This window comes from Pantoea sp. PA1, from assembly GCF_056856975.1.
The window spans coordinates 95,277-109,455 of sequence record NZ_JBXGEE010000006.1; the positions used below are offsets into that span (position 1 = coordinate 95,277).

The 14,179-nt window shown below is 58.3% G+C and carries 13 protein-coding genes; 4 read left to right on the top strand and 9 right to left on the bottom strand.

What is annotated here, in order from left to right; all coding sequences use genetic code 11:
* Positions 1 to 92 precede the first annotated feature (92 nt).
* The 5 genes from AC1V0D_RS19135 to fdnG are packed head-to-tail and all read right to left on the bottom strand — an operon-like array spanning position 93 to position 6,252.
* The gene (locus tag AC1V0D_RS19135; RefSeq protein WP_046100919.1) at positions 93 to 704 is read right to left on the bottom strand and encodes a glutathione S-transferase; all 612 of its coding nucleotides are present in this window, start codon (positions 702 to 704) and stop codon (positions 93 to 95) included.
* A 21-nt stretch (positions 705 to 725) separates the two neighbouring features.
* On the bottom strand, positions 726 to 1,649 hold the full coding sequence (gene fdhE / locus AC1V0D_RS19140; RefSeq protein WP_058957166.1) for a formate dehydrogenase accessory protein FdhE: 924 nt from the start codon (positions 1,647 to 1,649) through the stop codon (positions 726 to 728).
* A complete protein-coding gene (gene fdoI / locus AC1V0D_RS19145) occupies positions 1,649 to 2,290 on the bottom strand; it encodes a formate dehydrogenase cytochrome b556 subunit (protein ID WP_482907887.1) in 642 nt (213 codons plus the stop codon). Before fdoI ends, fdhE begins: the two co-directional genes overlap by 1 nt.
* Complete coding sequence (gene fdxH / locus AC1V0D_RS19150; protein ID WP_482907888.1) at positions 2,290 to 3,189, bottom strand: formate dehydrogenase subunit beta; 900 nt, start codon at positions 3,187 to 3,189, stop codon at positions 2,290 to 2,292. The genes fdoI and fdxH overlap by 1 nt, the downstream gene beginning before the upstream one ends.
* Before the next feature lie 12 nt (positions 3,190 to 3,201).
* The gene (fdnG, locus tag AC1V0D_RS19155; RefSeq protein WP_482907889.1) at positions 3,202 to 6,252 is read right to left on the bottom strand and encodes a formate dehydrogenase-N subunit alpha; all 3,051 of its coding nucleotides are present in this window, start codon (positions 6,250 to 6,252) and stop codon (positions 3,202 to 3,204) included.
* 393 nt (positions 6,253 to 6,645) lie between these two features.
* Between fdnG and fdhD the strand changes: the two genes are divergently transcribed.
* Entirely contained in the window at positions 6,646 to 7,470 is an 825-nt protein-coding gene (fdhD, locus tag AC1V0D_RS19160; RefSeq protein ID WP_167429381.1) for a formate dehydrogenase accessory sulfurtransferase FdhD, read from the top strand.
* A 22-nt stretch (positions 7,471 to 7,492) separates the two neighbouring features.
* Here the strand turns inward: fdhD and AC1V0D_RS19165 are convergent, their stop codons facing one another.
* On the bottom strand, positions 7,493 to 8,269 hold the full coding sequence (locus tag AC1V0D_RS19165) for a DeoR/GlpR family DNA-binding transcription regulator (RefSeq protein ID WP_046100923.1): 777 nt from the start codon (positions 8,267 to 8,269) through the stop codon (positions 7,493 to 7,495).
* A gap of 206 nt (positions 8,270 to 8,475) precedes the next feature.
* Between AC1V0D_RS19165 and AC1V0D_RS19170 the strand changes: the two genes are divergently transcribed.
* The 3 genes from AC1V0D_RS19170 (at position 8,476) to AC1V0D_RS19180 (ending at position 11,886) form a co-directional block, all read left to right on the top strand.
* Positions 8,476 to 9,816: an aspartate aminotransferase family protein gene (locus AC1V0D_RS19170; RefSeq protein ID WP_325937436.1), complete on the top strand. Its 1,341-nt coding sequence runs from the start codon at positions 8,476 to 8,478 to the stop codon at positions 9,814 to 9,816.
* Positions 9,817 to 10,098: 282 nt separating this feature from the next.
* The gene (sodA, locus tag AC1V0D_RS19175; protein ID WP_009088335.1) at positions 10,099 to 10,716 is read left to right on the top strand and encodes a superoxide dismutase [Mn]; all 618 of its coding nucleotides are present in this window, start codon (positions 10,099 to 10,101) and stop codon (positions 10,714 to 10,716) included.
* Positions 10,717 to 10,917: 201 nt separating this feature from the next.
* On the top strand, positions 10,918 to 11,886 hold the full coding sequence (locus tag AC1V0D_RS19180) for a VirK/YbjX family protein (RefSeq protein WP_307743796.1): 969 nt from the start codon (positions 10,918 to 10,920) through the stop codon (positions 11,884 to 11,886).
* Positions 11,887 to 11,894: 8 nt separating this feature from the next.
* Here AC1V0D_RS19180 and AC1V0D_RS19185 read toward each other — a convergent pair whose 3' ends face one another.
* The 3 genes from AC1V0D_RS19185 to mtlD form a co-directional block, all read right to left on the bottom strand.
* Entirely contained in the window at positions 11,895 to 12,257 is a 363-nt protein-coding gene (locus AC1V0D_RS19185; RefSeq protein ID WP_058957163.1) for a YibL family ribosome-associated protein, read from the bottom strand.
* Between the two features lie 102 nt (positions 12,258 to 12,359).
* Entirely contained in the window at positions 12,360 to 12,905 is a 546-nt protein-coding gene (mtlR, locus tag AC1V0D_RS19190) for a mannitol operon repressor MtlR (protein WP_181161962.1), read from the bottom strand.
* A 64-nt stretch (positions 12,906 to 12,969) separates the two neighbouring features.
* Complete coding sequence (gene mtlD / locus AC1V0D_RS19195) at positions 12,970 to 14,118, bottom strand: mannitol-1-phosphate 5-dehydrogenase (protein WP_482907890.1); 1,149 nt, start codon at positions 14,116 to 14,118, stop codon at positions 12,970 to 12,972.
* Positions 14,119 to 14,179 lie beyond the last annotated feature (61 nt).

The following is a 14,179-nucleotide window of genomic DNA, read 5'->3' on the forward strand; positions in this document are numbered from 1 at the left end:
CAGACAGAACGGCACGCTTCGGAGCTGGATTAGACCATTAGCCCCCCAACCGCACCTTTTGATTTTGTCACCTGCCCTCTACAGCACACCCATCACGCCGCAGGCGGCGTCGTCATTGCAAAGCTCTCACGCTGAAACAGCGTTTCCGCCAGCTTCACCAGTGCCGGACGCTCAACACACCAGTTAGGCACCACACGGCGGAAATTGAGATAGCCAATCATACAGCCGGTGGCGATATCCGCCAGATTGAGCTGACCGTTGTTGAGCCATTTTCCCTCTGCGGCCTTCGCTTCCAGCATGTCGAGACTGCGCTGAATCTTTTCCCGATTGCGCACCAGTACCTCCTCTGACTGCAAATCCCCCGGCCGCAGCTGCTCGCGCACGATCACCAGCGCGGCATCGCAGATGCCATCCGCCAGCTTCTCCAGCTGACGGATGTTAAGCGACGCAAGCGGATTAGCAGGCAGCAGGGCAGGCTCTGCCCCGCGCAGTTCCAGAAATTCCGCGATGATGCTGGAGTCGAACCAGATTTGCTTATCGTCAGCGACCAGCGCCGGGACTTTGCCCAGCGGATTGTAGTGTGGTACGTGGCTGTCATCGCTGTAGGGCGAGGCGTTGACGAATTCAAACGTAATGCCTTTTTCCAGCATGATAATCGAAATCTTACGCACAAACGGGCTGGTATAGCTGCCAATCAGTTTCATCGGGTTCTCCGGATTCATCGCCTATTCGCCAGGAAACATAAAGGGGTTGAGACTGCTGCGAGCAAAACCTTCCTGCTCCATCCGGGCATCCAGTATCAGCGACGCCAGATCGTCGGCCACCGGTTCGATGGCCGGATCTTTCTCCTGATAGAGCATCTTCAGGTAGGTGCCACAGTCGCCGCAGCTCTCTGCCTTCACCGCCGCCAGCTCGCTGTTGAGCGACCAGTAGTGCAGATCGCGGGACTGCTCGCACTGGGTACACTTACTGCGTACCACATGCCATTCACTTTCGCACAGATTACAGTGCAGGTAACGCGCGCCTTCATCACTGCCCATATGGACCACGCTGGCGACCGGCATACTGGCGCACACCGGACAGAACTGCCGCTGATCGCCCATCTCCGCCCGCGCTTTGCCCGGGATGAGGGCCGCCATCTGCGCCCAGTAGAGCGAGAGCGCCGCCCAGATAAAGGGCGCTCTGTCGCTGCTGACCTGTGCATAATCGCCGGTAAACAGCGCACTGGCCAGCGTCTCCAGCTCGGTGGCGGAGGCCTTTTCCAGATTCTCCAGCACCGCCAGCGCCTGACCGCTCATCTCCGGCTTCAGTTCGGCAATCAGCGAGTGCAGCAGCCGCTGCCAGTGCGGATCGCGCGGCAGGGTGTGGATGTTCAGCGGCGGCTTACCCTCGCTGGCGCTCTGCGTCAGTCGGGCATGCAGATCGATGTGCAGCGGGTGGTCATACAGCACAATCTCCTGCGCTTCGGCGATCGTTGCCGCAAAGCGCAGATAGTCGCCGAGTGGATTTTTCGCCGCCAGGTCGCGCAGTCGCGCAGCACGACGGCTGTATAAATTTTTCAGCCGTGGAAAAAGTAACGGCGGAATCCTCTCCGCCGTGTTCTTTTCGCCTTTCTCCAGCTGATCTTGCGGGATTATGCGAATACTCATCAGGGGCGTTTATCCTGTTTTTCTGGCAGTTTACGCTGCTCACGAAACCAGCGGGGATGGTGATGTCTGGCCCAGTCGGCGCTGACCCAGCCCTCAACCATCGCGGTCAGTGTGCCTTTGACCCACAGTGCAGCATAAACATGCACCATGATGACGATGATCAGTACCACTGCTGACACCGAATGCACCACCAGTGCCAGACGAATCAGCGGAATGGCGAAGGCATCAGCAAAGTAAGGTCGCCAGATCACAATGCCGCTGGCAAGCAGCAGGACTAAGCTGATGATAGCAGCCCAGAACACACACTTCTGACCAAAGTTATATTTACCGGTATCACCCACCTCTTCATTGCGTGCAATCCGGTGAATATTTCTGGCCCAGCAGAGGTCATCACGATTGATCAGGTTCTCTTTCCAGTAGCGCAAAAACATCAGCATAAAAGCGGCAAACATCACCACACCGGTGAAAGGATGCAGAATACGCGCCAGTTGTGACGTGCCGAATATCTGCATCAGCCAGTTGAAGGAGGGAAAGAAAAACCCCAGACCGCTTAAGGCCGTGATGACAAAGCAGATTGCGACGATCCAGTGATTAATGCGTTCCGGTGCACGGTAGCGCACCAGACGATCGGGTTTGTTCATTATTTATCCTCCCTTTGCTGATCGTCGTCACCGTCGTGCGCGTCGGTGACGCGATTCGGACCGACGCCGACATAGTGAAAAATGGATGCGGCGAACGTGGCGGCAAAACCCACCGCCGCCAGCGGTTTCCAGATCCCCTTCCAGAAGGTCACGGCCGGGCTGATGCCCGGATTCGCCGGCAGGCCGTGATAGCGCTGGGGCTTGTCAGCATGATGCAGCACATACATCACATGGGTGCCGCCCACGCCTTCCGGGTTGTAGAGACCCGCCTGTGCAAAGCCGCGCGACTTCAGCTCTGCTACGCGCTCCTCCGCCAGCGTCAGCATGTCGCTTTTGCTGCCGAAATGAATGGCGCCGGTCGGACAGGTCTTCACACAGGCGGGTTCCTGGCCGACGCTGACGCGGTCCACGCACAGGGTGCATTTATAGGCGCGGTTATCCTCTTTATTGATGCGGGGCACGTTGAAGGGACAGCCCGCGATGCAGTAGCCGCAGCCGATGCACTGCTCAGACTGAAAATCGACGATGCCGTTAGCGTACTGGATGATGGCGCCTGCTGACGGACAAGCCTTCAGGCAGCCGGGATCGGCGCAGTGCATGCAGCCATCTTTGCGGATCAGCCAGGCGAGCCTGCCGTTCTCTTCCACTTCTGAAAAGCGCATCACCGTCCAGGATTTGGCGCTCAGATCGGTGGGATTGTCATAGACCCCGATGTTATGACCGACCTCATCGCGGATGTCGTTCCATTCGGAGCAGGCAACCTGGCAGCCTTTGCAGCCAATACAGGTGGTGACGTCAATAAGCTTCGCCACTTCGCGCTGGTGATCGCGCGCCTGCGGCGGCGGGGTAAAGCCACTGGTCGCAGAGCGACGGATAATATCTTGTGATTGATAAGCCATGGTCATCCACCGTTACGCTTTTTCGACTTTCACTAAAAATCCCTTGTACTCCGGGGTCTGCGAGTTGGCGTCGCCAACGGAAGGCGTCAGCGTATTGGCGAGGAAGCCCTTACGCGTGGTGCCCTCAAAGCCCCAGTGACAGGGAATACCCACGGTATCCACCGGCCTGCCGTCAATCATCAGGCGCGGGAGACGGCGGGTAACCACCGCTTTGGCCTCGATATAACCCCGGCGTGACGAGACTCTGACGCTGTCACCGGCCTGAATGCCTTTCTCCTCCGCCAGTTCGGTGCCGATTTCGACAAACTGCTCCGGCTGCGCAATGGCGTTCAGCAGGGCATGCTTGGTCCAGTGGCGGAACAGCTCAGTGATGGAGTAGGTGGTGGCGACGCAGGGATAGTCAGCGACCTCGCCCAGCTGTGCGACGTCACTGCTGAACAGACGAACGACCGGGCTGTGACGCTGCTGCGGATGCAGGGGGTTGTCGGCGAGGGGACTCTCCATCGGCTCATAGTGTTCCGGGAACGGGCCATCCGCCATTTTATCCAGCGCAAACAGGTGACCCATGCCGTCGGGCTGCATGATAAACGGCCCGGCCTGCTGCTGAGGTGGCAGCGTGACCGGATAGTCCGGCACATCGATGCCGTGCCAGCGTGCGCCGTCCCACTCAATCAGACGGCGCTGCGGATCCCAGGCTTTACCCTGCGCATCCGCAGAGGCGCGGTTGTAGAGAATGCGGCGGTTGGCCGGCCATGACCAGGCCCAGCCGGAGACCGCGCCCAACCCGGAGGGATCGGCATTGTCGCGCCGCGCCATCTGATTACCGTCCGGCGTCCAGCTGCCGCTGTAGATCCAGCAGGCGCTGGCGGTGGTGCCATCGTTACGCAGCTCCGAAAAGCTGTTGAGCTGCTGACCTTTTTTCAGCAGCAGTTTGCCACTGGCGTCATAAATATCGGCCAGCGCCTGGCCGTTGCTCTCCTGCGCCACCTCTTCCGGCTCAGGATTGAACGGATCGCGGTAGTCCCAGCGCATGGCCATCAGCGGCTCAGGGTTTGCACCGCCTTCGAGACGATAAAGTTCACGCAGCCGCATAAACAGATTGCCGAGAATTTTTCCGTCATGCAGCGCTTCTCCGGGCGGCTCGGCGGCAGCCCAGTGCCACTGCAGCCAGCGTGACGAGTTTGCGACCGAGCCCGACTCTTCCGCGAAGCAGGAGGAGGGCAGGCGGAACACTTCGGTCTGGATTTGCGCCGGGTCGACGTCGTTGAACGCATCGTGATGTTGCCAGAAGCTGGCGGTTTCCGTGCTGAGCGGATCGATCACCACCATAAACTTCAGCCGGGAAAGGGCCCGTACCGCCTTATTTTTGTCCGGGAAGGCGGCCAGCAGGTTAAAGCCCTGAATCAGACAGCCATTCAGCGCGCCCTGTTCCATCATCTCCGCCTGCGCCATGCAGTCGTAACTTTTGTCCCATTTCGGCAGCCAGTCGTAGCCCCACTGGTTTTCCGCCGTGGCCTTATCGCCGTAGAAACTCTTCATCAGGCTGACAAAAAATTTGTCGGTGTTCTGCCAGTAGTTGACCTGCCCCGGCAGAGGCGCAACCGGCGTGGCCTTCTCCAGCCAGCTGGCCAGTGTAGTCATCTTCTCGGAGGGCAGCGGCAGATAGCCCGGCAGACTCTGTGACAGCAGTCCGAGATCGGTAAATCCCTGCACATTGGAGTGACCACGCAGCGCATTGATGCCGCCACCCGGCATACCGATATTGCCCAGCAGCAGCTGGATCATTGCCGCCGTGCGGATAATCTGCGAGCCGTTAGTGTGGTGCGTCCAGCCCAGCGCATAGAGGATGGTGGCGGTGCGATTCGGCACGCAGGTCGACGCGAGCTGTTCGCACACCGCGATAAAGGCGTCCTGCGATGTGCCGCACAGGCGCGTCACCATCTCCGGCGTATAGCGGCTGGCATGGGTTTTAAGCAGGTTCAGTACGCAGCGTGGATGAGTGAAGCTCTCATCCCGTCGTGCATGGCCGTTTTCATCCAGCTCATAGTGCCAGCTCTGGCGATCGTACTGACGGGTGTCGGCATCATAGCCGCTGAACAGACCGTCGCTGAAGCTGAAGCCGTTGCTGACGATCAGGGCCGCGTTGGTGAAGGCGCGAACATACTCCTGCTGGATCAGGTTGTGCTGCAGCAGATAGTTAATCACCCCCATCAGGAACACAACATCGCTGCCCGCCCGCACGGGCGCGTAAAAATCGGCAACGGCGGCAGAGCGGTTAAAGCGCGGATCGACCACGATGACCTGCGCCTTGTTCCGGGTTTTCGCTTCAATGACCCATTTAAAGCCGACCGGATGCGCCTCGGCCGGGTTGCCGCCCATGATCATCACCACATTGGCATTTTTGATGTCGTTCCAGTTGTTGGTCATGGCTCCGCGACCAAAGCTGGGGGCCAGCGCCGCCACGGTCGGGCCGTGACAGAGGCGCGCCTGGTTCTCCAGCGCCAGAATGCCCAGCGAACGGGCAAACTTCTGGTCGAGCAGGCCGGTCTCATTACTGGCGGCGGAGGAGCAGAACATGGAGGTGGTTGGCCAGCGGTTTACCGTGACCCCTGCGGCGTTGGTGGTCTGGAAGTGGGCATCGCGATCCTGCTTCATCAGGCGGGCAATACGATCAAACGCCTCCTCCCAGCTGATGCGCTGCCATGTGTCAGAGCCCGGTGCACGGTATTCCGGGTACTTCAGCCGCTGCTCGCTGTGAATAAAGTCGATTACGCCCGCGCCTTTGGGGCAGAGCGATCCGCGACTGACCGGATGGTCCGGGTCACCTTCAATATGATAAATCGAGGCGCTGGCATTTTTAGCGCCATCCCCCAGGCTGTAGATCAGCATGCCGCAGCCGACGGAACAGTAGGTGCAGTTATTCCGTGTCTCTCTGGCGCGAATGAGCTTGAACTCCCGGACACTGGCTAAGGCTGTGGTGGGGGCAAAACCGAGCAACGCCGCGCTGGTTCCCGCCAGTCCGCCCGCACAGATCTTAAAAAAACTCCGTCTGTTAATTTGCATGTTATCGTTCTTCTTTTCCGGCTCCATTGCGAAGCCCTGCAAAATAACAGCCCTGATTGCCTGTAAGTTGACCGGGGTCAACAGGTTAGCGATTAGTAATTCTTTTTCTAAATTTTGTTAAAACCCTGCGGTGGGGGAGCGGCATTGCAAGTCCATTTTCAGCGTCAGCCGCGGATGGCGGGGGTGATTTGCTCCCGGATGTTAATGCCGGAGCGGTTCCCTTCTCATTTTGCACACCCGCAGCCGTGGCTGTGCCTCTGGCACACCTGAAACCGCATGAATTGCCCCGCTGTTTATTTGCGCTGTGCCGGGCCTGCAGGCAAAATCAGACGATGTCAGCCCCTCGCCGTGCAGCCGCACCGGCAATTATTTTTTAACAACAGGTCCTATTTTTTGAAAGCTATCCAGCCTGACTCAGGCGAAGATTTAACAATTCAGGCCGGCGTCAGCACAGCGCAGGTCTGGCAGCGTGCCGATCTGATGACGGCTCAGCCTGACTGGCTGGCGGATGAGGTGCCGGTGGCGCTGGTCTATAACGGCATCTCTCACGTGGTGATGATGACCACGCCCAAAGACCTGGAGGCGTTCGCGCTGGGTTTTTCGCTGTCAGAGGGCATTATCGACGCGCCGGGCGATATTTTCGGCATGGACATCGTGCCGGGCTGTCACGGTATTGAAGTCCAGATTGAGCTTTCCAGCCGCCGCTTTATGGCGCTGAAAGCGCAGCGTCGTGCGCTGGCGGGCCGGACCGGCTGTGGCGTGTGTGGCGTTGAGCAGCTGGATCAGATCGGCAAGCCGCTGTCGCCGCTACCCTTTACCCAGACCTTTGCGCTGGATCAGCTCGATCGGGCGCTGGGACAGCTGAAAGAGTTTCAGCCTGTCGGACAGAAAACCGGCTGCACCCATGCGGCGGCGTGGATCCAGCCCGATGGTCAGCTGGCCGGCGGCTGTGAAGATGTGGGTCGCCATGTGGCACTCGATAAGCTACTGGGCTATCGCAGCCAGGCCGCGTGGGGGCCGGGGGCGCTGCTGGTCTCCAGCCGCGCCAGCTATGAGATGGTGCAGAAGTCCGCCATGTGCGGCGTCGAGATCCTGTTCGCCGTCTCTGCCGCGACCCGTCTGGCGGTTGAGGTGGCTGAGCGCTGCAACCTGACGCTGGTCGGCTTCAGCAAGCCGGGCCGGGCCACGATCTACAGCCACCCGCAGCGGCTGCGTTAAATTACCTGCCGTTGCCGCTTCGCTAGACCACGATCAACCGGGGCAGCGCCTGCTGCAACGCATCCAGTTCGGCACCGTTATCCCCGCCACTGTCGGTGATCAGCAGGCTGATCGCCTGCGGCGGCGCGTAGATTGTCCGGCTCACCACGCCCAGCTTGGTGTGATCGGCCAGCAGATAGCAGGCGGCGGATTGCTGAACCATTGCCCGGGCGATGGCCGCTTCATGCGGATGAAAACTGCTGGCACCACAATCGGCCTCAATGCCAACCGGCGACAGCAGCGCCACATCGGCGCGGTAGCGGATGATTTCGCCCACGGTGATCTCACCGCGCGTCTGTTGCGCCCCGGCGGACATATTCCCGCCCAGCAAAATAATCTGATTATTCAGAGGCCGGTCTTCCTCCCCGGCGCTCAGCGCCAGCGCGGCCTGCAGGCTGTTGGTCACGATTGTCAGGCCGGACAGGGCGTGCAGCTCTTCTGCCAGCAGCGTGGTGGTACTGCCCGCATCAAGGAACAGCGTCTGTCCGGGCTGCAGCAACTGCGCGGCGGCACGGGCGATCGCGCGCTTCTCCCGGGTCTGCGTACTGCGACGTTCCGTCAGCGGCGGCTCCGCCGAGGGTTCTATCGCCACCAGTCCGCCGTGGACGCGGCGCGCCAGCCCCAGCGCTTCCAGCTCGATGATATCGCGGCGCGCGGTTTCGCGTGAGACCCCCAGCTCCCTGATGATGCGCTCGGTACTGACCTGATTGAGTCGGGTCAGCAGGGCGCGGATGCGATGAAGGCGCGTTTCCTGCAGCATAGCGGTTTCCTTTTTAAGCGCGAAGAGCACGGATAATACGCCAGTGAGGCGCAGGAGTCCGTCTGAATCAGGCATCAGCTTAACGCGGCGATCTCCCTGCGTCATGTGTATTTTGTTGTATTTGTGTATTTGGTTGCATTTTATTTTCAGGCAGGCATGATGAAGGGGTCTGATCTTCCTCCTTCATCCTTGTCACGGGAGTCATTATGGCCACGCGTTCCACCATTATGGATACCAACAGTTTTCGTGCCGAACATGCCGATGCGCTGGACAGCGACACGCGCAAACTGACCGATAAACGCAGCAAAGTGCTTGGCGAATCCTATCGTCTGTTCTATCGCAAACCGGTTCATCTGGTGCGGGGTGAAGGGCAATACCTGTGGGATGCCGCAGGTGATAAATATCTCGATGTGTATAACAACGTGGCGAGCATCGGCCACTGCCATCCGGCGGTGATCGAGGCGGTGACGCAGCAGATGAAAATGCTGAACACCCACACCCGTTACCTGCATGAAAATATCCTCGATTACAGTGAAGCGCTGCTGGCGACCACACCTGCGGCGATCGATCGTGCGATGTATATGTGCACCGGCTCGGAAGCGAATGACCTGGCAATCCGCGTCGCGCGCGCCTTCAGCGGCGGCACCGGCATCATTGTCAGCAAGGAGGCCTATCACGGCACCAGTGAGCTGACCTCCGGCGCGTCGCCGGCGCTGGGCAGCGGACAGCCGCTGGCCCCCACCACACGGCTGGTGATGCCGCCGGATGCCTACCGGGTGGATGCGCCCGACCTTGGCGACTGGTTCGCTGACCAGATTCAGCAGCAGATCGATGACATGGCGGCACACGGCATTAAATTTGCCGGTTTCCTGGCGGACTCGATTTTCTCCTCGGACGGTGTACTGCCCAATCCGCGTGGCTTCCTGAAAAAAGCGGTCGATGTGGTGCACGCCAACGGCGGGATCTTTATTGCCGATGAAGTCCAGCCTGGCTTTGGCCGCACCGGCGACGCCTTCTGGGGCTTTGGCCGCCACGATGTGGTGCCCGATCTCATTACCACCGGCAAGCCAATGGGCAATGGCATCCCCGTTTCCGGGCTGCTGGCAAAAAGTGATGTGCTGGCCGCCTTCAGCAACTCGATTCCTTACTTCAACACCTTTGGCGGCAATCCGGTCGCCATGGCCGCGGCGCAGGCTGTGCTGAAGGTGATCACCGAAGAGGGGCTGCAGGAACACAGCCGGGTCGTCGGCGCGAAGCTGCTGGCTGAGCTGAAAACCCTGATGGATCGTTATGAGTGTGTAGGGGATGTGCGCGGTGCCGGACTCTTTATCGGCTTCGAGCTGGTGACCGATCGTCACAGTAAAACGCCGGATAAAACCCTGGCGCTGGATTTAATCGAGAAGCTGCGTGAACATCGCGTGCTGACCTCGGTCGCGGGCCCCTATGGGAATGTGCTGAAACTGCGTCCGCCATTGGCATTCCAGGAGAGTGACATCGACTGGCTGGTCGGCGCACTCGACAGCGCACTGCGCGAGCTGGGCAGGTAGTCCGCAGGTCAGGGCTGACGCGGCAGGCGGGCGGACAGACCGCCTGCTCTGCGTGCGGGATCGGCATCCCGGTCCGGCGGACGGAGAGGGTCAAAAAGGCAGGGTGAGGCACAGCATCTTGAAAAAACAACGGGTTGCTATTGCCGGATTTCTCAATTCCTTAGGTTTTATAGGGCATTGATTACCCTTTTACGCTACATGAATTTAACTATAATGATTCGACTGCTTACGCGGCACGTCCTGAATCCGTCGTGCTGCACCCACTAAATGGAGAGGAAGAACATGAGTTATTCACTGCCATCCCTGCCTTACGCATACGACGCACTGGAACCGCATTTCGACAAGCAGACGATGGAAATCCATCACACCAAACATCACCAGACCTATGTGAACAACGCTAACGCGGCGCTGGAAGGCACTGAATTTGCCAATCTGCCGGTTGACGAGCTGATCACCAAACTGGATCAGCTGCCAGCAGACAAAAAAGGCCCTCTGCGCAATAACGCAGGTGGTCACGCTAACCACAGCCTGTTCTGGAAAGGCCTGAAAACCGGCACCACGCTGCAGGGCGACCTGAAAGCCGCGATTGAGAAAGATTTCGGCAGCGTAGAAAAATTCCAGGAAGAGTTCGAGAAAGCGGCAGCCACCCGTTTCGGTTCTGGCTGGGCATGGCTGGTTAAGCAGGGTGACAAACTGGCTGTGGTGTCGACCGCAAACCAGGATAACCCACTGATGGGCGAAGCGGTTGCCGGCGTGTCTGGTTTCCCGATCATCGGTCTGGACGTGTGGGAACACGCTTACTACCTGAAGTATCAGAACAAACGTCCTGATTACATCAAAGCGTTCTGGAACGTCGTTAACTGGGACGAAGCGGCTGCGCGTTTCGCTGCTGCTCAGTAAGTTAACCAAACGTAAACATAATGAAGATAAACCGGTAAATTCTATTTTGCCGGTTTTTTTTATCCCTATTTTATGCAGTCTCAAAGTGAACCAGAAATCGTAAAATATCCGCTTTAATGTTGTCCGATATTAACCTGCCGTTGATATTGGCCATGTTATTTTCAGTGACATCGTTGCTTAACTCTTTGTGTGTCGCTGATTATGTCAATTATAACTACTCATGAATCCACGACCGATTCAACTGCCTCGCTTTTTTTCCAGTTAATCAGTGGGAAATATGTGCCGGATAAACTCTGGCTGAGTAAACGCTTCCGGCTGAAATTTGTGTTAAGAACATTAATATCGCCGCTGACTACGCTGCATTATCTGGATGCGCTGTCGCAATTACCACAGCGCGCCCTGCTGATGAGCACCCAGGGACTGCTGCCAGCCAAGCTGCACCGGCCCTATCTGCGCTCGGGGATGAGCATTGCGGCCCGCGCACAGGCCATTCTCGATCACTACACTCTGATGAATAATCTGGCGAATCCGGCGCTGCGTCAGCTGCTGCAGAGCGCGTCTGATAATCCGCTGGCGATGCTGACCGGTAAAAATGGCGAGAAATTCCTGCTCTCCTGCAGCTCGGGTTATTTCGACCGTGAAGGTGAAGTGACGCTGGTATTGCGTTATAACGACGAAGTCATCGCCTCGCTCTCTTTTTCTATTCTGAACGAGAATAACCAGCGCACCTTATTAATTGGCGGATTACAGGGCCCGCGGAAACATATCAATAATGAGGTGATCCGCGAGGCGACCAAAGCGGCGCAGGGTCTCTTTCCGAAACGTCTGTTAATGGAAGCGGTATTTATTGTGGCGAAGCAGTGCGGCGTGGAAGCTATTCTGGCGGTCGGCGATGAGACGCACGTCTTCCGCAGTCTGCGTTATCGTCACAGCAAAGGGGATAAGTTCTTTGCCAGCTACAGTGAGTTCTGGCTGTCGCTGAGTGGCGAGGCTCGCCCGGACGGGATGTTCAGACTGCCGCTGAGCCTGCCGCGTAAAACGCTGGAGGAGATCGCCAGTAAGAAGCGGGCAGAGTATCGCCGTCGCTATGAACTGCTGGATTCGCTGGCGGAGCAGGTTTATGCCGCCGCCGGCGAACACAAAGCCGATGTCGATCAGGCTGCCGCCTGATCGCGGGCTCAGAATGCGGTTCTGGCGAAGCCGGTCATCACTTTCAGACCCATTTCACGTCCCAGCGCGGTCATTGGATGCACCACGACCAGGCCGCGCACGCTTTTCTTCAGCGCACCCAGATTTGCCTGCTCTTTTTTGGTAATTTCGCGGCTGAAGCCCATCTTTTGCAGCTTCTGCGCTTCAGCACTCAGCTTTTCAACCCGCTGATTGCGCAGACGCTCAATTTCCGTGACCAGCGTTTCTTTCTCTTTCAGCAGCGCGCCCAGTTTCTCGGCATCACCCGATTCCAGTAACTGCGGCTCTTTGCGGTTCAGTGCGTCCAGCTGATCGCTGAGACGTTTGATTTCGTTCTTTTCTTGCTCTTTCATGACAACAACTCGTTGAGGAAAACAGGCCAAGGATACACCAAATCTGGCGCCGGTTCCCGACAGGTTAAGGCAAAAAAGGCGCCGCAAGGGCGCCTGACGGGATTAGCTGCCGGACTTTTTAAACGCCTGCTTCATACTGATGCGGGCGATAAGCTCGGTGAGGGAGAGAACCATGGTGGATCGCACCATCTGCAGATAGCGCTGCTGCTGCATGCTGCGCAGTTCTGCATCGTCGGTGTGAAACACCGGTGCGGGCGGCCAGGCGGTCACGCAGTGCAGCTCGCCAAAAGGGCCCAGAATTTCATCGTCGGTAAAACGATACTCTCCGGTGTCGTGATTCAGCTCTTCGCGGAGCGCCAGCAGCAGCTCAGCATCTTCATATTCGTGCCGGCTGATGACGCCCAGACCGTAGATCAGCTTCAGGCGAACCGAGAGTTCGCCTAAAGGCCCATCGCCCAGCAGCAGCGGTTCTACCGCATATTTGACCGCATAGTCATCTTTGCGGAACACCTGCAGCACCAGCAGATTGACGGCTTCCGCCAATAGCTCAACGGCGGCGATCAGAAAGCTTCTCACCGAACGACCGGCGTTCAGGCGCTCAAGCACCCGGTTCTCAAAAGCTTGCTTCTCTTCCATTATTGCCTGCATGGGTTCAATACCGCCGTTGGGCGCAGGCGAACTGCGCCCGGCTTGCGTCACTAACACGCGCGCATTATGCCATAGCGTGCCAGGCGCTCACCACCGAAGCCACGACCTCGCTGTCAGCATCCAGCCCTGAGATCTCCGCCAGCGTCGCCTGTGGACCTTTCTCTGCCAGCAGTGCAGCCAGCTCCTGCGCCTGCGGGTCCTGGTCGCTGTGATAGTGCATCGCTGCGGCAATTCCCTGCACCAGGCTGGCGTGCGGTAACCCGTACTCCAGCGTCCCCAGCGTCGGCTTGATCAGGCGATCGCCCGCGCTGAGTTTACGCAGTGGCTGACGCCCGACGCGCTCAACCTCATCTTTCAGATAGGGGTTTTCAAAACGGCCGAGGATCTTGCGGATGTAAGCCGCATGTTTCTCTGCGTCAAAACCGTAGCGCTTAATCAGCACGGCGCCGCTCTCCTCCATCGCGCCTTTCACCACGGCCCGGATTTTTTCGTCAAGAATGGCATCGCGAATGGTCTGGTGACCCGCCATCTGGCCGAGGTAGGCGGTAATCGCGTGACCGGTATTCAGGGTGAAAAGCTTACGCTCGACAAACGCCATCAGGTTGTCGGTCAGTTCCATGCCCGGAATGGCCGGCAGGTCACCTTTGAACTGGGTTTTATCCACGATCCACTCGCTGAAGGTTTCAACCGTCACCTCCAGCGGATCGCTGCTGCACGCTTCGGTTGGCGGCACGATGCGGTCAACGGCGGAATCCACGAAGCCGACATGCTGCTCCAGCCAGGCGTGATACTGTTCGGGCAGCGCCTTCAGCACATGCTGTTTCAGCTGGCTGGTGCCGCGCACCATGTTCTCGCAGGCGATGATATTTAACGGACGGGTGTTACCGTTGTCGCTGCGTTTTGCCAGCCCTTTTGCCACGCTACCGGCGATACGCTCCAGGATCTGCGGCCCCACGGCGGTGGTGACCAGATCCACCTCCGCAATCAGGGTGACGATCTCATCACTGGTGCTGTTTACCGCACTGACGCCTTTAACGGTTTCTGTTCTGGCCTGCTCGCCAACCACATGAACGGGATACTCATGACGCGCGTTCAGTGCATCCAGCACCGCCTGATTCACATCAGCAAAAACCAGTTCGATACCTGCATCAGCCAGTAATTTGCCGATAAAGCCGCGACCAATGTTTCCTGCTCCGAAATGTAACGCTTTCATAATTTTTGACCCATATCAAATGACGATGGGGCGGGCAAACCCGCCCCAGGAAATCGGGACG